This is a genomic window from Pseudonocardia sp. C8 (assembly GCF_014267175.1).
GTDB lineage: Bacteria > Actinomycetota > Actinomycetes > Mycobacteriales > Pseudonocardiaceae > Pseudonocardia.
This window is the reverse complement of sequence record NZ_JACMTR010000002.1, coordinates 2,485,594-2,506,548: the sequence shown is the minus strand read 5'-3', so window position 1 is coordinate 2,506,548 and position 20,955 is coordinate 2,485,594. Positions and strand designations below refer to the sequence as shown.

Sequence of the window (20,955 nt, the reverse complement as noted above, 5' to 3'; positions counted from 1 at the left end):
ACGAGTCAGCTCCGCGCCACGGTCATGCCGCGGTGGCGGTGCGGGGTCGGCGGCGTGGTTGTTGCAGCGGGTCGATCCAGCGGGGTGGGACGAACTCGGGGAGCCCGTCGCGGATCCGGACGATCCATCCGGGGTGGTGCAGCAGCCGGTGGTGCAGCTTGCACACCATCACCGTGTTCGACAGTGCGGTCGGTCCGCCGATCTCCCACGGGACGATGTGGTGGACCTCGCACCAGGACGGGGGCCGGTCACATCCGGGGTGGGCGCAGCCGCGGTCGCGGGCGGTGACCGCGCGGCGCAACCCGTCCGGGATGGTGCGCGTGGCCCGGCCGACGTCGAGGGGTTGGCCGGCGCCGTTCAGCACGATCGGCACGACGGCGGCGTCGCAGGCCAGCATCCGCAGGCTCTCCGGGCTGACCTGCCCGCCGAAGTCCAGCAGCGCGCCCGTCGCCCGCCGCTGCAGGTCCTCCAGCCCGATCAGCACGTTCAGCATCGGCGCCGTCCACCGGTCTCGGGCAGCTCCCCGCGTTCGAGGGCCTGCGTGCACAGGTCGGCCAGGGCGTCGGCCTGGCGTTGTTCGGGGCGGCGGTCGTCGAGGTGGTCGCGCGGTGCGGCCAGGGCGTCGATGGCGGCGGCGATGGCGTCGAACCGGGCCGCGTCGTCGAACCGGCCGGTGATCCGGCCCCCCGGATCCGCTGCGGTGCGCGACCACCGTGAGGGTGTTCACCGACGGGGGCGGGGTGTCGTCGGGTTCCGGGCCGTCCTGGTCGAGGGCCTCGATCAGCCGGGTCGCCCAGGTGTGCAGCTCGGAGGGGTTGTACACGCAGGCGTGCTCGGCGATCTTCTCCTCGGCCGCGGCCAACCGGTCCGGATGCACCCGCCGTGCCGCGTGCGAGTCCAGCACAGAGGCGATCACGTCCACGTGCCGCAGCCCGACCCGGCCCTCGGCGAACCGCTGCGCGGTCGCCGGCAACCGCGGCTGCACGCCGCCATCCAACCCGGTACGGGGGTGGACGTGTTCGGCGGCGCGGGTGCGGCGCCGCGCCTCCGAACGCTCCCAGTTCAGCAGGTCCGCCAACCCTGCCGCCGGGGTGCGGTAGCCGCGCTCGGTGAACGTGCCCCGCCGCTCCAGGGTCGCGATCGTGGCCACGGTGACCCGGTCCAACCGGCGGACCGCGCCCTCGCACAGGGTCAGCACCGACAGCAGCTCGTCGTCGGAGCCGGCCGGGCCCGCGGCCTCGTCGAGTGCGGTGATCGCCTCGGTGAGCAGGCGGTGCGCGGCGGCGAGCCGGTCGCTGGGCATGCCCTCATTCTTCGAACATGTGTTTGATCGACTGTCCATCGTCGCAGGCCGGCGACCGTTCGGCGGCCTCCCGGTCGACTGTCGGCTCGACGGGTCTCCGAGACCTCGCAGATGCTGCGAGCTGACGTCGAGTCTGGACGAGACGAGCTCGACCCGGCGCCTGACCCCACCGCTGCCGCCCCGGTCGTCGTCGCTGTGACTCGACCTTCGCGCGGCCCCGCCTGTCCGCGGCGCCAGGCCTGGTCGCGGACCGGCTCGCCGGACGTCCGCAGGACGGTGTCGGTCGGCTCGGCGACGTGCTGCTGCTGGGCCGTGGAGACAACCCGGCCGCCGGCAACGCGGTCGCGGACACCGGTCGCGGGATGGCCATCTCACTATTTGAAAACGATATTCGATACGTGTTCACTGTGCAGCGTGGCTGCTCCCCCGTTCCCCGGCATCCTCGGCGGCTCCGCGCGCGACGGCGACCGTGCACGTCGCGCGAGCGAGCTCGCCGACCTCGTCCGCACCACCTTGGAACTGCCCGACGAGGCGGCCGTGACCGTCTCCCAGCTGGCCTGCCGCGAGCCCGGCTGCCCGCCGGTGGAGACCGTGATCGCCGTGCTGGGACCCGACGGCCGCCGCTGGACGATCCACCGCCCCCTCGCCGACGTCGACGACGCGCTGGTCGTCGGCCTGCTGCGCAACGACCCCGAAGGAGACACCCATGCCTGACGCATCCGCACCCCACGACGACCGGATCCCGGTCACCGTGCTCACCGGCTTCCTCGGTTCGGGTAAGACGACCCTGCTCAACCGCATCCTCACCGAGCAGCACGGCCGCCGGATCGCGGTGATCGAGAACGAGTTCGGTGAGGTCGGCGTCGACGACGCACTGGTCCTGGACTCGGAGGAGGAGGTGTTCGAGATGAACAACGGCTGCATCTGCTGCACCGTGCGCGGCGACCTCATCCGCATCCTCGGCTCCCTGCTGCGCCGCCGCGACCGCTTCGACGCGATCCTGATCGAGACCACCGGGCTCGCCGACCCCGCCCCGGTCGCCCAGACCTTCTTCATGGACGACGCTCTGCGCGCTCAGCTGCGCCTGGACGCGATCGTCACCGTGGTCGACGCCAAGCACGTCCTGGCCCACCTGCACGACGAGAAACCGGACGGCGTCGAGAACGAGGCGGTCGAGCAGATCGCCTTCGCCGACCGGGTCGTGCTGAACAAGACCGACCTCGTCGACACCGACACCCTGGCCGATGTCGAGCGTCAGATCCGCCTGATCAACGGGCACACGGTCGTGCTCCCGGCGGTGCGCGGCGACGTCGACCTCGGCCGGATCCTCGACGTCCACGCCTTCGACCTCGACGCGGTGCTGCACACCGAACCCGACTTCCTCGACCCGGGCGAGCACCAGCACGACCTGAGTGTCACCAGCGTCGGTATCGAGGCCGAGGGATACGTCGAACCGGACAAGCTGAACGGCTGGCTGGGCGAGCTGCTCGCCACCCGCGGACCGGACCTGTTCCGCAGCAAGGGCGTGCTCAACATCGCCGGATCCGACCGCCGCTACGTGTTCCAGGGCGTCCACATGCTGCACGACGGCGAGCTGGGCGCGCCGTGGCGCGCGGGCGAGGCCCGCACCAACCGGATGGTGTTCATCGGGCGCGATCTCGACCGCGCCGCGCTCACCGACGGCTTCCACGCCTGCCTGACCAACCAGCCGGCCGAGGCGGGCGCCCGATGAGCGCCCCCGCCACGACACCGGTGTGGTCGCTGAGCCTCGACGAACCCGTCGTCGAGGTCGCTGCCGGTGACGACGTCGCCGTCGCCGGCGGCTCCGAGGGCACGATCGCCGTCGTGGACGCCTCCGGGGATGTCCGGTTCCGGCTGGAGCTCGGGGACTTCCTGCTCTCGCTGGCCCTGAGCGAGGACGGCACCCGGCTGGCCGCCGGTGGCGGCCAGCGGGTGCGGATCTGGGACGTCGGCACCGGCCGACTGCTGGCCGACCACCCGGCGAGGTGGTGCTCGGCCCTGGCCTGGACGGCATCCGGTGATGGGATCGCGATCGGCGACGGCCGGCACGTCCGGGTGCTCGACCGCGACGGCAACGCCCGCTGGGGTTCGACCGCCATGCGGTCCACCGTGGCCGGCCTGTCCTGGCTCCGCCGCGACGGCCGGCGGATCGCCGCGGCCGCCTACCGCGGGGTCAGCATCCTCGAACCGGCCACCGACCGGGTCATCGAGCACCTCCCGGCACCCGGGGCGATCGCCGGCATCGCAGTCTCCCCACACGGCCGGTGGGTCGTCGGCGGGAGCCAGGACGCGACCCTGCACGGCTGGAAGGTCCCCGGCGGCGACGACTTCCAGATGAGCGGGTTCCCCACCACCGTCTCCCGCCTCGCCTTCGACAGCACGGGTCGGTGGATGGCCTGCGACGGAGGCGACACCGTCGCGTTCTGGGACTTCTCCGGCTCCGGCCCCACCGGGCGGGAAGCCATGCTCGGACAGGGACACCGCGGCTCCATCTCGGCACTGGCCTGGAGCACGGACACCCAGCGGACCCTGGTAACCGGTGATGCCACCGGCGACGTCGCGGTCTGGCACCTCGGTCCCGACGCCGGGCCGGGGACCCGGCTGCGCCCGAGCCGGACCCGAACCGGTGACGACCCGGTCGGCGCCGTCGCGGCCCGGCACGGACACGTGATCGTCGGCCACCGTTCGGGGGCACTCAGCCGCATCGCGCTCTGACGATGGCCGTGAGCACGTGCTCGGAGCCGTCCGGCCTGCTCACGCACAGACCGGCCGCTCGAGCGATCGCCACCGAGATCCCCGAAGGAGCCGACCCGTGAGCTACCCCGAGTACGACGCGTCCGCACCGTACGTGCACCTGCTCAGCGTTCCGATGTGGGAACCCGTCCGCCCGCGACTGGCCGCGGCACTCGCCGACGTGGACCCGAGCGCCGGGACGATCCTCGAGCTGAGCCCCGGCAGTGGCCTGGGCACCGAGACGATCCTCGCGACGGTGCCCGGGGCGCCGGTGCTGGCGGCGGAGCCGTCGGCCGCCCTGCGGGCGGTGCTGCTCGGCCGGCTCGATCGCGTGCCGGGCGGGGAGCGGGTCACCGTGCACCCGTCCGGGGCGGCGGAGGTTCCGTTGCCGGACCGGCTGTCCGCGGTGGTCGGCATGCACATGGTCGGGCACCTGCCGCCGGCGGACCGCCGCGCCCTCTGGGGCGCGGTGGCTGCCCGGCTCGCCCCCGGAGCGCCGGTCGTGCTGCTGGTGCAGCTGCCGGACACGGCGGTCGCGGTGCCCCCGTTCCCGCCGATGGAGGTCGTGCACGGTGGGCTCGCCTACCAGGGGACCGGTAGTGCCGAACCCACCGGCCCGGAGTCGGTGCGCTGGACGATGGAGTACCGGACCCTCGACGGCGAGCGCGAGCTCGAGCACGTCGTCACCGGCTACGACTGGTGGATCGTCTCCGCCGACGAGCTGGCCGGCGAGCTGCGGGCAGCGGGCCTGACCGTCCGGCTGGACGACGACCTGGTCGTCGGCACCCGCTGAGCTCACCGGGGATCCAGTACGCCGAGCCCGCCTCCTCGACGTCGCCCCGGGCCCCGCCCCGGCCCCCGTCCGCGAGCACCGCGGCGTCGGCGCAACGCCGTCCCGCCGACCCGCACGCCACCCCGGACCCGATCACGACGGCACGGGTCGCGAGATCGCCATCTCACCATCTGGGAGTCATATCCATCGAGGCCGAGGGACACGTCGAACCGGAGAAGGCGAACGCCTCGGCCGGCGAGGTGGTGCTCCACCCTGGCCCGAGGCACCGACACCTCGGACCGTCGTCGCAGCTCAGCCCCCGAGGTCGCTGCTGATCTCCTTCGCGATCCGGGTCAGGACCGGGACGACGTAGCGCTCGATGTGGCCCGGGCTGGTCCGCCCGGTGGAGCTCGACGACGAGAGCGCGGCGACGACCTGTCCGGTGTGGTCGCGGATCGGCGCGGACACCGCGATCAACCCGCGCTCGCGTTCCTCGGACACGAGCGCCCAGCCCTGCCGGCGCACCTTCTCCAGGGCGTCCCGGAACTGGTCGGGGTCGGTGATCGTGTGCGGGGTCAGCGGCTGGAGCCCGGGGTCGACCAGGTACCGCTCGACGAACTCGGGCGGGGCGGCCGCCAGCAGCACCCGCCCCATCGAGGTCGCGTGCGCCGGCACCCGGGTGCCGGCCGCAGCCGTCACGTTCAGTACCCGCTTCGCCGGTACGCGGGCCAGGTAGACGACCTCGTCGCCGTCCAGCGCGGACAGTGACGCCGTCTCGTGGGTCTCCTCGACCAGCCGGCCCATGTGCGGCTCGGACACCGCGACGACCGCGCTGGAGGTGGCGTAGTGCTGGCCGATGGTCAGCACCCGCGGGGTCAGGCGCCAGCGGCTCCCGCCGGTGGGCTCGACGTAGCCGAGATGCTGCAGCGTCAGCAGGATCCGCCGCACCGCGGGCCGGGAGAGCCCGGTCGCCTTCGCGATCTCGATCAGGCTCGGGTTGGTCCGCTCGTCGTCGAAGGCCAGCAGCACCGCGAAACCGCGCTCGATGCTCTGGATCCGGTCCTTGGGGCCGGCGTCGGCGTCCACGTCGTCCACCCCTCCATCTTCGCACTCCGTGACCCGCACCCCCGGCCCGGCGAATCCCGGCTCCGGGGTTGACGGGCGGCACACACCGCGGCACCCTTCTCACGGATGCACGGTGAGCGTGCAGAATGCACGGAGAGCGTGCACGGAGGTGGAATCAATGGCGATCGATCCGAAAGAGCTCCGCCGGTGTCTGGGGCATTTCGCCACCGGCGTCACCGTGATCACCTGTCACGGCGAGGACGGCGCACCGCACGGCGCCACGGTCAACGCCTTCACCGCGGTGTCCCTGGACCCGCCGCTGGTGCTGGTCTCGCTGGACCGGCGCTCCCGGGTCTGCGGGCTGCTCGAGTCCCGTCCGTTCACGGTCAACGTGCTCGACGCCGCGCAGAAGGAGCTGGCGCTGCACTTCGCGGGCCGGCCGAACCAGGAGGTGCGCTGGGCCGCCGACAGCGGCTGCGGCGCACCGCGGCTGGACGGCACGCTGGCGCACATCTCCTGCACGCCGTGGCGCGCCTACGACGGCGGGGACCACGTCCTCTACCTGGGCGAGGTCCAGCAGTTCCACATCCACCCCGGCCGGCCGCTGCTGTTCCACAGCGGGCAGTTCCACCACCTCGGAGACGACCACAACCCGCTGCTGTGGGACGACTCGGCCGACGGGCCGAACGCGGGCGTCTCGTTCTTCGCGGCCCGGCCCACCGCCGGCCGGGCCTGACCCACCCCCACCGTTCCCCGATGACCTGCACGGTTCACAGACGAAGGAGTCGACGATGACGCTCCAGCAGGACCACACCAGCGTGCCGACCGATGCGACGGGCCCGGTCACCCGACCGCTGACCGGTGACGAGTACATCGAGAGCCTGCGCGACGGTCGCGAGATCTACCTCCACGGGGAGAAGGTCGACGACGTCACCACCCATCCCGCGTTCCGAAACGCGGTGCGGATGACCGCCCGCCTCTACGACGCCCTGCACGACCCGGACAAGCAGGACGTGCTCACGGTTCCCACCGACACCGGCAGCAGCGGATTCACCCACCCGTTCTTCCGGGCCCCGCACTCGATCGAGGACATGCGCAAGGACCAGGCGGCGATCGCCGAGTGGGCCCGGATGACCTACGGGTTCATGGGCCGCAGCCCCGACTACAAGGCGTCCTTCCTCGGTTCGCTCGGCGCCAACCCCGAGTTCTGGGCACCGCACTCGGACAACGCCCAGCGCTGGTACAAGGAGTCGCAGGAGAAGGTCCTCTACTGGAACCACGCGATCGTCAACCCGCCGGTGGACCGGCACCGCGATCCGGACGAGGTCTCCGACGTGTTCATGCACGTCGAGGAGGAGAACGACAACGGCGTCGTCGTCTCCGGGGCCAAGGTCGTCGCCACCGGCTCGGCGATCACCCACTTCAACTTCCTCGCCCACTACGGCCTGCCGATCAAGAAGCGGGAATACGCGCTGGTCTGCACCGTGCCGATGGGCGCACCCGGGATGAAGCTGATCTGCCGCTCGTCGTACTCGCACCAGGCCGCGGTGAACGGTAGCCCGTTCGACTACCCGCTGACGAGCCGTCTGGACGAGAACGACACGATCTTCGTGCTCGACAAGGTCCTCATCCCGTGGGAGAACGTGTTCGTCTACGGCGACCCGGAGAAGGCCTCGAGCTTCGTCCCCGCATCCGGATTCCTGCACCGCTTCACGTTCCAGGGCGTCACCCGGCTCGCGGTCAAGCTGGACTTCATCGCCGGGCTGCTGATGAAGGGCCTCGAGGTCACCGGCACCAAGGACTTCCGGGGCATCCAGACCCGCGTCGGCGAGGTCATCGCCTGGCGCAACCTGTTCTGGGGCCTGTCGGACGGGATGATCGGCAACCCCGAGGAGTGGATCGCCGGAACCCTGCTGCCCAACCACGAGTACGGCATGGCCTACCGCTGGTTCATGACGGTCGGCTACCCGCGGATCCGCGAGATCATCATGCAGGACCTGGGATCCTCGCTGATCTACCTGCCCAGTCACGCCGCCGACTTCGCCTCCGCCCAGGTGCGGCCCTACCTCGACAAGTACGTGCGTGGCTCGAACGGCTACGACGCCGTGGACCGGGTCAAGCTGATGAAGCTGATCTGGGACTCGATCGGGTCGGAGTTCGGCAGCCGCCACGAGCTCTACGAGCGCAACTACGCCGGCAATCACGAGGGAGTGCGCGCCGAGATGCTCGTGGACGCCCAGATGTCGGGCACCGCGGACGCGATGAAGGGCCTCGCCGACCAGTGCCTGGCCGAGTACGACCTCAAGGGCTGGACCGTCCCGGATCTGATCGACAACGACGACGTGTCGATCCTCGGCCGCCGCTGACCACGCAGGAGGACACGCCATGACCACCACACAGCCCTCACCCACCGCCGCCGGATCCGGTAGCTCGGCCACCGAGGCGTTCCGTGCGGCCCGGGCCACCGCGTCCGGCACGACGGGGGTCCCGCCGGAGCGGGTCTCGGCGGTCGTGTCCTCGCTGCTGGCGGGGATCCACGAGACGATCCGCACCGAGTCGGTGACCTACGACGAGTTCCGGGCCGCCAAGCAGTTCCTGATCGAGGTCGGTGAGGGCGGAGAGTGGCCGCTGCTGCTCGACGTCTTCGTCGAGCACGTCGTCGAGGACGTCGCCGCCCGCGACCAGCACGGCACCAAGGGGTCGATCCTCGGCCCGTACTACCTGCCCGGCCAGCTCCGGCTCGACTCGCCGGCGACGTTGCCCCGGCGCGCGGACGAGAAGGGCACCCCGCTGGCGCTCTCCGGGCAGGTCCGGGACACCGAGGGCACCCCGCTGCCGGGTGCCGAGGTCGAGATCTGGCAGGCCGACGAGCAGGGCTACTACTCCGGGTTCGCCCCGCACGTGCCCGACGGCAACCTGCGGGCCGTGGTCGTCGCCGACGCAGACGGGCGGTTCGAGATCCGCACGATCGAGCCGGCGCCGTACCGGATCCCGACCGACGGACCGACCGGGACGCTGATCGAGGCCGCGGCCTGGCACCCCTGGCGGCCCGCGCACCTGCACCTCCTGGTCGGCGCGCCGGGCATGCGCACCATCACCACCCAGCTGTACTTCCGCGGTGGGGAGTGGCTCGACAGCGACGTCGCGTCGGCGACCAAGCCCGAACTGATCCTCGACCCGGTCGACGCCGGCGACGGGACCCACGTGGTCGAGTACGACTTCGTGCTCGAGCGCGCGTGAGATCTGGCGCCGGGGCCGGTGAGTGCGGTCCCGGCCCCGGCGCCTCCCACCGCCCGCCCCTTCCGGAACGGAGAACCTCATGAGCGAGATGCGGATCGACCGGGTCGAGACCGTGATCGTCGACATCCCGCTGCGCCGCGCCCACCGGTTCGCCCGGGCCGGCATGGACGCCCAGCCCGTGCTCTACGTGTTCGTCCGCACCGCCGGCGGGGTCACCGGCGTCGGCGAGGGCGTGGTTCCCGGCGGGCCGTGGTGGGGCGGCGAGTCCGTGGAGACCATGCAGCTGATCGTCGAGCGCTACATCGCCCCCGTGCTGCTCGGCCGCGGGGTCGAGGACGTCACCGGCATCCTGCGCGACGCCGCCGACGTGGTCGCCGCGAACCTGTTCGCGAAGGCCGCCGTCGAGGTCGCCCTGCACGACGCGTGGGCCCGCCACCTGGGCGTTCCGGTGCACACGCTGCTCGGTGGACCGGCCCGGACCAGCGTGCCGGTCACCTGGGCACTGGGCACCGAGCCGGCCGAGACCGTCGTCGAGGAGGCGCTGGCCACGCTCGACACCGGGCGGCACACCTCGTTCAAGCTGAAGATGGGCGCGCAGGACCCGGCCGCCGACGTCGCCCGGATCACGACGGTCGCCGAGAAGCTCGCCGGCGTCGCCGGGGTCCGCGTCGATCTCAACGCCCGGTGGGACCGGCTGACCTCCCTGACCCACCTGCCCGCCCTCGCCGACGCCGGCGTCGAGATGGTCGAGCAGCCCGTCCCCGGCCACGACGTCGATGCGCTGGCTGCCGTCAGCGCCGCCCTGCCGATCCCGGTCATGGCCGACGAGAGCCTGCGCACCCCGGCCGACGCGCTGCGGTTGGTGACCTCCCGGGCCGCCGGGATCTTCGCCGTGAAGACCACCAAGTCCGGCGGGCTGCGGGCGAGCCGCGCGATCGCCGAGGTGGCCGCCGCGGCCGGTGTCCCCTGCTACGCGGCGACCTCGATCGAGAGCCCGGTCGGGACGGCTGCCTCGTTGCACGCCGCCTGCACCAGCCCGGCCGCGCCGTGGGGCAGCGAGCTGTTCGGCCCCCTGCTGATGGCCGAGGAGATGCTCGTCGACCCGCTCGTCTACGACGCCGACGGCCTGCACCTGCCCCAGGGCCCCGGGCTCGGTGTCGAGCTCGACCCCGACAAGATCCGCGCGTTCCGGAGGAAATGACCATGCTGTTCCACGTCCGCATGGACGTCGCCATCCCGCACGACCTCGACCCCGAGCGGCGTGCCGAGATCGTCGGTGAGGAGAAGGCACGCGCCCTGGAGCTGCAGCGTTCCGGTGTGTGGCCGCACCTGTGGCGGGTCGTCGGCGAGTACTCCAACATCAGCGTCTTCGATGTCGGCTCCGGCGACGAGCTGCACGCACTGCTGTCGTCGCTGCCGCTCTTCCCGTACATGACGATCAAGGTCACCCCGCTGGCGACACATCCCTCGGGCCTGAAGGCGCAGGCGTGACCGCCACCCTGGAGCAGCGGGTCGCCCGGCTGGAGGCGCTCGAGGCGATCCGCGAGCTCGACGCCCGGTACTGCCGTGCCCTCGACGACGGCGACTGGGACACCCTGGTCTCGCTGTTCACCGACGACGGCGAGTTCGTCGGCCTGTCCCGCGCCAGCGGCCACGCCGAGCTGCGAGCCTTCTTCGCCGGCCTCGCCGGCGCCGGGCTCACCGCCTTCTGGCACCACGTGACCAACCTCGAGATCGACCTCGACGGCCCGGACACCGCCCGGGCCCGCTCGTTCCTGTGGCAGCCCTGTGTGCAGGACGGCGAGCCGCACATCGCGGCCGGGCGCTACACCGACGCGCTGCGTCGGGAGGACGGCAACTGGCGCTACGTCACCAAGCAGGTCTCGTTCGACTACTTCGTCCCGCTGACCGACGGCTGGGACCACGGCCGCTTCACCGTCACCTCGGCCGCCGCCACCTACCCCGGGAGGCCCTTCGCATGACCGCCGGCACCGCACTGCACCACCGGATCGACGGCCCGGACGACGCACCCGTCCTCGTGCTCGGCCCGTCGCTGGGTACCGACCTGCACCTGTTCGACGCCCAGGTCGCCGCGTTCGCGGACCGGTACCGGATCGTCCGGTTCGACCTGCCCGGTCACGGCGGGACCCCCGCCGCCGACGGGCCGTACACGATGGCCGGTCTCGCGGAGCGCGTCGTCGCGCTGCTGGACCTGCTCGACGTCGACCGCGTGCACTACGCCGGCGTGTCGATCGGCGGCGCGATCGGCCAGCAGCTCGCTCTCGACCACCCGGACCGGGTGCTGAGCCTGACCGCGATGGCGTCGGCGGCCCGCTTCGCCGACCCGGACAGCTGGCCGCAGCGGGCCGCCACCGTCCGGGAGGGCGGCACCGAGGTGATGGTCGCCAGCCGCCCCGGGACCTGGTTCGTGCCGTCCTTCGCCGGAACGGACGAGGCCGAGCGTCTGCTGGCGATGCTGCGCGCCACCGCCGCCGAGGGCTACGCCGGGTGCTGCGAGGCGATCTCCACGTTCGACGTGCGTGACCGGTTGGGCTCGCTGCACGTCCCGGTGCTGGCCATCGCCGGTGCCGAGGATCCGGCGACCCCGCCGGAGATGGTCCGGGTGATCGCGGACGGCGCCCCCGACGGCCGGTTCGAGACGGTCGCCGACTGCGCGCACCTGCTCAACGCCGAGAGGCCCGAGCAGGTCAACGCGCTGCTGGCCGCACACCTGGCGTCGGTCGGTGCCGACCGGAGCTGACGATGGACAAGGTGGTGGCATCCGCGACGGAGGCGGTCGCCGACATCGGTGACGGCGCGTCGTTGGCGGTCGGCGGGTTCGGCATGTGCGGCGTGCCGACGGCGCTGATCGCGGCGCTGCTCGAGCAGGGCGCGACCGATCTGGAGACGATCTCGAACAACCTGGGCGTCGACGGCTTCGGCCTGGGCACCCTGCTCGCCGCCGGCCGCATCCGGCGCACGATCGGCTCCTACGTCGGCAACAACAAGGAGTTCGCCCGCCAGTACCTGGCCGGCGAGCTGGAGCTCGAGCTGACCCCGCAGGGCACCCTGGCCGAGCGCCTGCGCGCGGGCGGGGCCGGGATCCCGGCGTTCTACACCCCGGCCGGGGTCGGCACGCTCGTCGCCGAGGGCGGCCTGCCCTGGCGCTACCACCCGGACGGCTCGGTCGCGGTGCTGTCACCGACCAAGGAGGTCCGCGAGTTCGACGGCACCTCCTACGTCCTCGAGCGGGCACTGACCCCCGACTTCGCACTGGTCCACGCCTGGAAGGGCGACCGGCACGGCAACCTCGTCTACCGGCGCTCGGCCCGCAACTTCAACCCCGACGCCGCCGCCGCCGGGCAGATCACCATCGCCCAGGTCGAGCACCTGGCCGAACCCGGCGAGATCGACCCCGACCACGTGCACACCCCCGGCATCCACGTCCAGCGCGTCGTGCACGTCCCCGACGCCGACAAGCCGGTCGAATTCAGGACGGTGCGCTGATCATGGCTCTCACTCGCGACGAGATGGCCGCCCGGGTCGCCGAGGAGCTGCCCGACGGCTCCTACGTCAACCTCGGCATCGGCATGCCGACCCTGGTCCCCGGGCACATCCCGGCCGGTCGCACGGTGATCCTGCACTCCGAGAACGGCATCCTCGGCGTCGGCCCCTACCCGACAGACGACGAGGTCGACCCGGACCTGATCAACGCCGGCAAGGAGACCGTCACCGTCAACGACGGCGCCGCCTACTTCGGCTCCTCGGACAGCTTCGGCCAGATCCGCGCCGGCAAGCTCGACGTCGCCGTGCTCGGCGGAATGGAGGTCGCCGCCAACGGCGACCTCGCGAACTGGGCCGTCCCCGGCAAGATGATCAAAGGCATGGGCGGGGCAATGGACCTCGTCCACGGCGCCCGCCGGGTCATCGTGATGATGGACCACGTCTCCAAGGACGGATCACCGAAGATCGTCGAACGGTGCAGCCTGCCGATCACCGGGCAGGGCTGCGTGACCCGGATCGTCACCGACCTCGCCGTCATCGACGTGACCCCCGACGGCCTGCAACTCGTCGAGACCGCCCCCGGCGTCACCGAAACCGAGATCCGCGACAAGACCGGCGCACCGCTGCGCTGACGCGCCCGTGAGTGGATACGCGGGCCCCGGCCCCACCAACCACTCACGAGCGCGCCAGCGCACTCCCGACGTCGTCCGGTGCCGGGCGTCCGAGGATCACCGCTGCGGCCAGGGCGGCGAGCGCCGGCGCCGACTCGATACCGGAGCCGCCCTGCCCGGCGACGACGTGGAACCCGGGATGGCCCGGCCGCTCCCCGAGGACCGGCGCCCGGTCCGGGGCGAAGGTCCGCAGCCGGTCCCCAGCACGCGGGGAGGCGCGGAGCAACGGGACGACCCCGCGGAGGTTCGTAGCTCAGTTCGTCGGAGGAGGCGGCGGTACCGAGTCCGGGACACCGTTCCGGTGACGTGCTCCCCCGCAGCCGCAGGACGCCCGGTGCACGAACCGTGTCTTCAGCCGGACCGAGCGCGGTTCGGCGCCCGGCTCCTCCATCCGCCGTAGCAGCATCCGCACCGCCTCCCGGCCGATCTCGGCGAACGGCTGCGCCACCACGGTGAGGCGCGGGCTGAACGCGTCGGCCCAGGGGAAGTCGTCGAATGCTGCCAGGGCGACGTCGGCCGGGATGCGTAGGCCGGCGTCGTGCGCGGCCTGGACCGCCCCGATCGTCATGGCGTTGTTCCCGGTGATCAGCGCAGCGGGCCGGTCCGGCTCGGCGAGCAGGGCGCTCACGGCGCGCCGGGCCGGTTCGGCCTCCGAGTGGCCCTCGATCACCCGCGCGTACTCGAGCCCTGCGCGGCGCAACCCGATTCGGTAGCCCTCGAGGCGCTCGACGGTCGTGGCGAGGCCCGCGTGCCCGGCGACGAACCCGATCCGGGAGTGCCCGGCCCCCGCGAGGTGCGCGACCAGCCCGGCGACCGGCTCGACGTTCTCGGTGCCGACCTCGTCGTGCGTGCCACCGAGCAGGCGGTCGACGAGCACGGTCGGCACCTGCTGCGCCGACAGCGCCTCCAGGGTGCGCGCCGAGTCGGCGGACGGAGCGAGCAGGAGGCCATCGACCCGGCTGCGCAGGCGAGCCACGGCCGTCGCCTCGTAGCCGGGGTCGTCGTGCGGGTCGGCGAGCAGCAGTGTGTAGCCGGCCGCGGCGGACTCGGCCTCGACCGCGTGCAGGAGCTCTCCGAGGTACGGGTTGGAGATCGCGGACAGTGCGAGTCCGAGCGTGCGGGTGCGTGCCGTCGCCAGCGAGCGGGCCGCGGCGTTCGGCGCGTAGCCGACCCGATCCATCGCGGCGAGCACCTGGCGGCGGGTGTGGTCGCGCACCGGGCGGGTGCCGTTGAGGACGTGCGAGACGGTCGCGGTGGACACCCCGGCCAGCCGGGCGACCTCGGCCATGGTCGCGATCGGGCACCTCCAGGTCACTGAACGCACGCAGGATAGTCGTAAGCGGTTGCGCAACCGCTTACGTTCGCCCTATCGTACCGTCCGGGCGTGCGCAGGATCACAACGATCGACACCTCGACGACGAGGGAGAGTGCCGTGGACGACGGCCGAGCCGAACGGGATCTGCCGAGGTGACCCCCGCGACCGTGCCCCGCCGCCGACCCGGCGTCGTCGTCGCCGCGCTGCTCGCCGCGATCTCGCTGGTGCTCTCCGGGTGCGCCGGGGCCGGCACGCTCGGCCTGCCCGAGGGCGCCCGGATCGTGACCATCGCGATCGTGTCGAACCCGCAGATGGAGGATGCGATCGAGCTGTCCCACCGGTTCGAGGCGGAGAACCCCGACGTCCGGCTGCGCTTCGTCAGCCTGTCCGAGAACGAGGCCCGCGCGAAGATCACCGCCTCGGTGGCCACCGGTGGGGACGAGTTCGACGCGGTGATGATCAGCAACTACGAGACCCCGCAGTGGGCGCGCAACGGCTGGCTGGTCGACCTGGACCCGCTGATGGCCCGGACCCCGGGCTACGACCGCGCCGACTTCACGCCCAGCATCCGCAACGCCCTCTCCGGCCCGGACGGGCACATGTACTCGGTGCCGTTCTACGGCGAGTCGGCGTTCCTCATGTACCGCAAGGACCTGTTCGCGCAGGCCGGGCTGACCATGCCGCCGAACCCCACCTGGGAACAGGTCGCCGGGTTCGCCGACCGCCTCACCGACCGGGAGCGGAACCAGGCCGGCATCTGCCTGCGCGGCAAGCCGGGCTGGGGCGAGGTGATGGCCCCGCTCAACGCGATGGTCAACTCCTTCGGCGGCCGCTGGTTCGACGCCCGGTGGAACGCCCAGCTGGACTCCCCCGAGGTCCGCCGGGCCGTCAACTTCTACGTCGACCTGGTCCGCCGTGACGGCGAGCCCGGCGCCGCCGGCTCCGGCTTCTCCGAGTGCGGCACCCAGTTCAGCCAGGGCAACGCCGCGATGTGGTTCGACGCGACGGTGGCCGCGGGCCTGCTCGAGAACCCGGAGGAGTCCCGCGTCGTCGGCAAGGTCGGCTACGCGCCGGCCCCGACCGGTGTCGCCGGGACACCTTCGGCCTGGCTGTACGCGTGGTCCCTGGCGATCCCGCGGACGACCGCGGAGAAGGGCCCCGAGCAGGTGGACGCGACCTGGCGGTTCCTGTCCTGGATGACGTCCAAGCCCTACCAGCATCTCGTCGGCGAGGAGCTGGGCTGGACCTCGGTGCCGCCCGGCGCCCGCCAGTCGACCTACTCCATCCCGGAGTACGTCGCCGCGTCGAAGGCCTACGCACCGCAGACCCTCGCCGCGATCAACGCCGCGAACCAGGACCGGCCCACCCGCGACCCGGTCCCCTACACCGGGCTGCAGTTCGTCGGCATCCCCGAGTTCCAGGACCTCGGCACCCGGGTCAGCCAGCAGGTCTCGGCGGCGATCGCCGGGCAGCAGACCGTCGACGAGGCCCTGGAACAGGCCCAGAACTACGCCGCGACCGTCGGAGAGAGCTACCAGCAGCAAGGAGCCGGCTCGTGACCGTCACGGAGTCGAAACCCCAGGCCCCACCGGACCGGCCGGCCGCGCGCGGCACCGAGCGGAAGGAGGGCTGGATCCGCCGGGCGCCGCTGCTGCCGGCACTGATCTTCACGATCATCGTCACGCAGCTGCCGTTCCTGGTCACGATCTGGTACTCGCTGCAGTCCTGGAACCTCGTCCGGCCCGGCAGCCAGCGGTTCGTCGGCCTGGATAACTACGCGGCCGTGTTCACGGACTCGCAGTTCCGCGGCGTCGCACTGAACTCGATCCTGCTGACGCTGGGCGCGGTCTTCATCGCGATGATCCTCGGCCTGGCGATCGCGCTGCTGCTCAACCGGGCCTTCGCCGGCCGCGGCGTCGTCCGGACCCTCATCATCACGCCGTTCCTCATCACGCCGGTCGCCGGCGCACTGCTGTGGAAGACGGTGCTGTTCGACCCGACCTACGGCCTGGTGAACTTCGTGCTCGGCCCGTTCGGCGCCGGGCAGACCGACTGGGTGTCGACCTTCCCGCGGGCCGCGGTGATCGTCGCGTTGGTGTGGCAGTGGACGCCGTTCATGATGCTGCTGATCCTCGCCGGGCTCGGGTCGCAGCCCCCGGAGGTCCTGGAGGCCGCCCGGATGGACGGCGCGGGCACCCTCGCGGTGTTCCGCGAGGTGACGCTGCCGCACCTGCGCCGGTTCATCGAGCTGGGCGTCGTGCTCGGCGCGATCTACCTGGTGAACACGTTCGACACGATCTACATGATGACCCAGGGCGGGCCGGGGACGGCCTCGGCGAACCTGCCCTTCTACATCTACCAGCGGGCGTTCCTGGGCTTCGACATCGGCCAGTCCGCCGCCATGGGCGTGGTCACCGTGGTCGCGACGATCATCGTGGCGACGCTGGCCCTGCGCCTGATCTTCCGTAGCTTCTCCGCCGCCGAGGAGGCGTGATGACGGTCGCCGTCACTTCGTCGGGACGCCGCTCCGGCGCGCTGCTCACCGTGCTGGCGTGGATCGTCGGTATCGGATTCTTCTTCCCGGTGCTGTGGATGGTCCTCACCGCGTTCAAGACCGAGGCCGACGCCTACACCGACCCGCCGACGCTGTTCTTCGCCCCCACCCTGGCCAACTTCACCGGGGTGTTCTCCGGCGGCGTCGGGCCGTACCTGCTCAACTCGGTGTTCGCGACGCTGGTGTCGACGCTGCTCGTGCTGCTTCTCGGCACCCCGGCCGCCTTCGCGCTCTCGCTGCGGCCGGTCAAGAAGACGCAGGACGTGCTGTTCTTCTTCATCTCGACGAAGATGCTGCCGGTCGTCGCGGCGATCGTCCCGATCTACGTCGTCGTCAACTACATGGGCGCCCTCGACAACGTCTGGACGCTGATCGTCCTCTACACGGCGATGAACCTGCCGATCGCGGTGTGGATGATGCGGTCGTTCTTCCTCGAGGTGCCGCGCGAGCTGCTCGAGGCCGCCAGCATGGACGGCGCCTCGCTGGGCCGGTCGCTGCGCGAGGTCGTGCTGCCGATCATCTCGCCGGGCATGGCCGCCACCGCGCTGATCTGCATGATCTTCAGCTGGAACGAGTTCTTCTTCGCGGTGAACCTGACCGCGTCCCGGGCCGCGACGGTGCCGGTGTACCTGGTCGGGTTCATCACCTCCGAGGGCCTGTACTTCGCCAGCCTGTGCGCCGCGGCCACGGTCGCCGCGCTGCCCGTCGTCGTCGCCGGGTGGATCGCACAGAACAAGTTGGTCCAGGGCCTGTCCTTCGGGGCCGTCAAGTGACCGAGTCGTTGTCCGTGAGTTCCGTGAGGGGAGCCCGCCGTGGCTGACGTGGTGTTCGACCAGGCGAGCCGGATCTACACCCCGGGCGCCAAGCCGGCCGTGGACCGGCTGGACCTGAGGATCGACGACGGCGAGTTCGTCGTGCTGGTGGGACCGTCCGGTTCCGGGAAGTCGACCGCGCTGCGGATGCTGGCCGGGCTCGAGGACATCGACAGCGGCGCGATCCGGATCGACGGCGAGAACATGGTCGGGGTGTCGCCGAAGGACCGCGACATCGCGATGGTGTTCCAGAACTACGCGCTGTACCCGAACAAGACCGTCGGCGAGAACATGGCCTTTCCGCTGAAGATGGCCGGGATCGACAAGGAGACCCGGGCGGAGAAGGTCCGCGACGCGGCGAAGATCCTCGGGCTCACCGACTACCTGGACCGCAGGCCGCGGGCGCTGTCCGGCGGGCAGCGGCAGCGGGTCGCGATGGGCCGGGCGATCGTCCGCGAGCCCCGGGTGTTCCTCATGGACGAGCCGCTGTCGAACCTCGACGCGAAGATGCGGGTCTCCACCCGCACCGAGATCGCAGCACTACAGCGCCGGCTCGGCGTCACCACCGTCTACGTCACCCACGACCAGGTCGAGGCCATGACAATGGGCGACCGGGTCGCGCTGCTCGCCGACGGCAAGCTGCAGCAGTTCGCCACCCCCGCCGACCTGTACGACCGGCCCGCCAACGCATTCGTTGCCGGGTTCATCGGCTCGCCCGCGATGAACCTGTTCACCGTGCCGGTCACCGACCGCGGTGTGTCCTTGGCCGGGCACGAGATCACCCTGACCCAGGACGCGCGGGCGGCGATCGGCGCCCAGCGGCTCACCACCGTGACCCTCGGCATCCGGCCCGAGCAGTGGTCGGTGAACCCCGACGGCAGCGACGGCATCCCGGCCCGGGTCGACGTCGTCGAGGAGCTGGGGTCGGACGCGTTCCTCTACGGCACCCTCGCCGAGTCGTCCGGGGATCTCTCCGACGACACGGCGGCGCTGACCGGGTCCGGGGCGGACACCGTCGTCGTCCGGACCTCCGGGCGGTCCGGGGCCCGGCGCGGCGAGCGGGTGGCGCTGACGCCGTCGGTGGAGGGGCTGCACCTGTTCCACCCGGAGTCGGGCGAGCGCCTGTGACCGCCACGACCCCGCAGGAGAGGCCGATGGACGCCGTCGTCCTCGAACGTCGGCACGAGATCCGGATCCGTCCCGTCGCCGGGTTGCGCCCGGTGGGTCCCGGCGAGGTGCGGATCGGCGTCCACACCGTCGGCATCTGCGGCAGCGACGTCCACTACTACACGCACGGGCGGATCGGGCCCTACGTCGTCGAGCGCCCCATGGTGCTGGGCCACGAAGCATCCGGCACGGTCCTGGAGACCGGCGCGGACGTCACCCACCTGGCCGTGGGCGACCGGGTCTGCATGGAGCCGGGCATCCCCGACCGCCGCTCGCGTGCCGCCCGCCTGGGCATCTACAACGTCGATCCCGGCGTGCAGTTCTGGGCCACCCCGCCGGTCGACGGCTGCCTGCAGCCGGAGATCATCCACCCGGCCGACTTCACCTACCGGTTGCCCGACCAGCTCTCCCTGGAGGAGGGCGCGCTCATCGAGCCGTTCGCCGTGGCCGTCCACGCGGTGACCAAGGCCCGGATCACACCCGGCGACGTCGTCGCCGTCGTCGGAGCCGGCACCATCGGGGTGCTCACGGCCATCGCGGCCACCGCCGGTGGGGCGTCCCGCGTGTACATCTCCGACGTCGCCCCGGAGAAGTTCGCCGCGCTCGAGGCCTACCCGACCATCCATCCCGTCGACGCCACCCGGCAGGACCTGGCCCACGTCGTGCGGGAGACCACCGAGGGCTGGGGCGCCGACGTGGTGTTCGAGGCCAGCGGTAACCCGCGGGTCTTCGGCTCGCTGTGGGAGACCCCCGCGCCGGGCGGGACGGTCGTGCTGGTGGGCATCCCGGTGGATCCGGTGCCCATGGACGTCGCCGCCGCGCAGGCCCGCGAGCTGCGCATCGAGACCGTGTTCCGCTACGCCAACGCCTACCCACGCGCGATCGAGCTGGCCGCTTCGCCGGCCGTGGATCTGGGCGCGCTGATCAGTGCCACCTATCCTTTCGAGGACGCCGTGGCCGCCTTCGAGCGCGGCGCCGAGGCCCGACCGACCGACACCAAGATCCAGATCCGGGTGGCGGGAGCCTGACCGGCGCTGGGACGGCCCACCCCGGGCGACGTCGGGCGACGGCGCGGCGGTGCCGCAGCCTCCCCGTAGCAGCAGCCGCGATGGGAGGAACGGCCATACCTGAACGCAACCCGTCCGCACCGCAATCAGCCTCGGCGGCGCCTCCGCCGGACCGTCGGTCCGCTCTCCCGCGGGCGGGTCGGGTGGCGGGAAGCGGCACGAGGAGGACGGGGTGTCGGCTGACGCGTGCAGACCGTGAGAGACCGACCGGCCGCGCAGGAGGCGGGAGAAAGTTCGCCGGGATGCTCGCCGTGGGTGCCGACGACGATGCAGAGGGCGTCGTGATGCCCGGCCTGCCGGTGCCCGTCCGGGCCGGGACCGCACCGCCGTCCTGCCCGGGCTACGCGCGCTCGGCGTCACCGGCCGCGAGTTCGAGGTGCTGCGCCTGGTCGCCGACGGCTCGACCAACGCGGACGTCGCGGCCCGGCTGCACCTGTCCCCAGGAGCGGGCCGCGCTGCCGGCCCTGCTCACGGCGCCGTTCGGCGGTCGAGGCCTTCAGCGGAACGTCCCCGGAGAGTCCTGCACGACGACGAGACCAGCCCAGCCCGTGGGCCGGCACCGTGACGAAACGTTCTCGTGCCACCACGCGAGGTAGTCCGTGACGGCCGGCAGGTGGTGGGCGAGGAGTTGTGTCGGGTGGCCGGAATGGTCGAGCCGCAGGGCGCGGGGCACGTCATGACGTGGCCGGACAACGCGCCTCGTGAGCGCGTTGCCCGGTGCCACCGGAGCA

Annotated in this window: 23 protein-coding genes; 19 read left to right on the top strand and 4 right to left on the bottom strand. The window is 72.0% G+C overall.

Annotation, left to right across the window (positions count from 1 at the left end; all coding sequences use genetic code 11):
• Positions 1-22: 22 nt before the first annotated feature.
• Positions 23-1,303 carry an HNH endonuclease signature motif containing protein gene (locus H7X46_RS12305; RefSeq protein ID WP_186359535.1) on the bottom strand — a complete coding sequence of 427 codons (1,281 nt, stop codon included), beginning with the start codon at positions 1,301-1,303 and terminating at the stop codon, positions 23-25.
• Positions 1,304-1,717: 414 nt separating this feature from the next.
• Here H7X46_RS12305 and H7X46_RS12300 point away from each other — a divergent pair, with 414 nt between their 5' ends.
• From H7X46_RS12300 to H7X46_RS12285, 4 genes are all read left to right on the top strand, one after another.
• On the top strand, positions 1,718-2,017 hold the full coding sequence (locus tag H7X46_RS12300; RefSeq protein ID WP_186359534.1) for a hypothetical protein: 300 nt from the start codon (positions 1,718-1,720) through the stop codon (positions 2,015-2,017).
• Positions 2,010-3,035, top strand: a complete 1,026-nt coding sequence (locus tag H7X46_RS12295; RefSeq protein ID WP_186359533.1) for a GTP-binding protein — start codon at positions 2,010-2,012, stop codon at positions 3,033-3,035. The genes H7X46_RS12300 and H7X46_RS12295 overlap by 8 nt, the downstream gene beginning before the upstream one ends.
• Positions 3,032-4,039 carry a WD40 repeat domain-containing protein gene (locus H7X46_RS12290; protein ID WP_186359532.1) on the top strand — a complete coding sequence of 336 codons (1,008 nt, stop codon included), beginning with the start codon at positions 3,032-3,034 and terminating at the stop codon, positions 4,037-4,039. The genes H7X46_RS12295 and H7X46_RS12290 overlap by 4 nt, the downstream gene beginning before the upstream one ends.
• A gap of 97 nt (positions 4,040-4,136) precedes the next feature.
• Positions 4,137-4,850 (top strand): bifunctional 2-polyprenyl-6-hydroxyphenol methylase/3-demethylubiquinol 3-O-methyltransferase UbiG, encoded by a 714-nt coding sequence (locus H7X46_RS12285; RefSeq protein ID WP_186359531.1) that lies wholly within the window; start codon positions 4,137-4,139, stop codon positions 4,848-4,850.
• Between the two features lie 291 nt (positions 4,851-5,141).
• Here H7X46_RS12285 and H7X46_RS12280 read toward each other — a convergent pair whose 3' ends face one another.
• Positions 5,142-5,924, bottom strand: a complete 783-nt coding sequence (locus H7X46_RS12280; protein WP_370588723.1) for an IclR family transcriptional regulator C-terminal domain-containing protein — start codon at positions 5,922-5,924, stop codon at positions 5,142-5,144.
• Between the two features lie 148 nt (positions 5,925-6,072).
• Here H7X46_RS12280 and H7X46_RS12275 point away from each other — a divergent pair, with 148 nt between their 5' ends.
• From H7X46_RS12275 to H7X46_RS12235, 9 genes are all read left to right on the top strand, one after another.
• The gene (locus H7X46_RS12275; protein WP_186359530.1) at positions 6,073-6,630 is read left to right on the top strand and encodes a flavin reductase family protein; all 558 of its coding nucleotides are present in this window, start codon (positions 6,073-6,075) and stop codon (positions 6,628-6,630) included.
• Between the two features lie 55 nt (positions 6,631-6,685).
• Entirely contained in the window at positions 6,686-8,260 is a 1,575-nt protein-coding gene (locus tag H7X46_RS12270) for a 4-hydroxyphenylacetate 3-hydroxylase family protein (RefSeq protein WP_186359529.1), read from the top strand.
• A 19-nt stretch (positions 8,261-8,279) separates the two neighbouring features.
• A complete protein-coding gene (gene catA / locus H7X46_RS12265) occupies positions 8,280-9,134 on the top strand; it encodes a catechol 1,2-dioxygenase (protein WP_186359528.1) in 855 nt (284 codons plus the stop codon).
• 79 nt (positions 9,135-9,213) lie between these two features.
• Positions 9,214-10,335: a muconate/chloromuconate family cycloisomerase gene (locus tag H7X46_RS12260; RefSeq protein ID WP_186359527.1), complete on the top strand. Its 1,122-nt coding sequence runs from the start codon at positions 9,214-9,216 to the stop codon at positions 10,333-10,335.
• Positions 10,336-10,337: 2 nt separating this feature from the next.
• Positions 10,338-10,625, top strand: a complete 288-nt coding sequence (gene catC / locus H7X46_RS12255) for a muconolactone Delta-isomerase (protein ID WP_186359526.1) — start codon at positions 10,338-10,340, stop codon at positions 10,623-10,625.
• Positions 10,622-11,116 carry a nuclear transport factor 2 family protein gene (locus H7X46_RS12250; RefSeq protein WP_186359525.1) on the top strand — a complete coding sequence of 165 codons (495 nt, stop codon included), beginning with the start codon at positions 10,622-10,624 and terminating at the stop codon, positions 11,114-11,116. The genes catC and H7X46_RS12250 overlap by 4 nt, the downstream gene beginning before the upstream one ends.
• A complete protein-coding gene (gene pcaD, locus H7X46_RS12245) occupies positions 11,113-11,895 on the top strand; it encodes a 3-oxoadipate enol-lactonase (RefSeq protein WP_186359524.1) in 783 nt (260 codons plus the stop codon). Before H7X46_RS12250 ends, pcaD begins: the two co-directional genes overlap by 4 nt.
• Positions 11,896-11,897: 2 nt before the next feature.
• Positions 11,898-12,641 carry a CoA transferase subunit A gene (locus H7X46_RS12240; protein ID WP_186359022.1) on the top strand — a complete coding sequence of 248 codons (744 nt, stop codon included), beginning with the start codon at positions 11,898-11,900 and terminating at the stop codon, positions 12,639-12,641.
• A 2-nt stretch (positions 12,642-12,643) separates the two neighbouring features.
• A complete protein-coding gene (locus H7X46_RS12235) occupies positions 12,644-13,270 on the top strand; it encodes a 3-oxoacid CoA-transferase subunit B (RefSeq protein ID WP_186359523.1) in 627 nt (208 codons plus the stop codon).
• A 43-nt stretch (positions 13,271-13,313) separates the two neighbouring features.
• Here the strand turns inward: H7X46_RS12235 and H7X46_RS12230 are convergent, their stop codons facing one another.
• Positions 13,314-13,535 (bottom strand): FAD-dependent oxidoreductase, encoded by a 222-nt coding sequence (locus H7X46_RS12230; RefSeq protein ID WP_186359522.1) that lies wholly within the window; start codon positions 13,533-13,535, stop codon positions 13,314-13,316.
• Positions 13,536-13,562: 27 nt separating this feature from the next.
• The gene (locus tag H7X46_RS12225; protein WP_186359521.1) at positions 13,563-14,597 is read right to left on the bottom strand and encodes a LacI family DNA-binding transcriptional regulator; all 1,035 of its coding nucleotides are present in this window, start codon (positions 14,595-14,597) and stop codon (positions 13,563-13,565) included.
• A 179-nt stretch (positions 14,598-14,776) separates the two neighbouring features.
• Between H7X46_RS12225 and H7X46_RS12220 the strand changes: the two genes are divergently transcribed.
• From H7X46_RS12220 to H7X46_RS12195, 6 genes are all read left to right on the top strand, one after another.
• Complete coding sequence (locus H7X46_RS12220; RefSeq protein WP_370588722.1) at positions 14,777-16,183, top strand: sugar ABC transporter substrate-binding protein; 1,407 nt, start codon at positions 14,777-14,779, stop codon at positions 16,181-16,183.
• Positions 16,180-17,118, top strand: coding sequence for a carbohydrate ABC transporter permease (locus tag H7X46_RS12215; RefSeq protein WP_370588721.1), 939 nt, complete (start codon positions 16,180-16,182; stop codon positions 17,116-17,118). The genes H7X46_RS12220 and H7X46_RS12215 overlap by 4 nt, the downstream gene beginning before the upstream one ends.
• On the top strand, positions 17,118-17,951 hold the full coding sequence (locus tag H7X46_RS12210; RefSeq protein WP_186359520.1) for a carbohydrate ABC transporter permease: 834 nt from the start codon (positions 17,118-17,120) through the stop codon (positions 17,949-17,951). The genes H7X46_RS12215 and H7X46_RS12210 overlap by 1 nt, the downstream gene beginning before the upstream one ends.
• Before the next feature lie 39 nt (positions 17,952-17,990).
• Positions 17,991-19,118, top strand: a complete 1,128-nt coding sequence (locus H7X46_RS12205) for a sn-glycerol-3-phosphate ABC transporter ATP-binding protein UgpC (protein WP_186359519.1) — start codon at positions 17,991-17,993, stop codon at positions 19,116-19,118.
• A gap of 26 nt (positions 19,119-19,144) precedes the next feature.
• Complete coding sequence (locus tag H7X46_RS12200) at positions 19,145-20,185, top strand: NAD(P)-dependent alcohol dehydrogenase (RefSeq protein WP_186359518.1); 1,041 nt, start codon at positions 19,145-19,147, stop codon at positions 20,183-20,185.
• A gap of 370 nt (positions 20,186-20,555) precedes the next feature.
• Entirely contained in the window at positions 20,556-20,789 is a 234-nt protein-coding gene (locus H7X46_RS12195) for a LuxR C-terminal-related transcriptional regulator (protein ID WP_222131903.1), read from the top strand.
• The last annotated feature ends 166 nt before the right edge of the window (positions 20,790-20,955 follow it).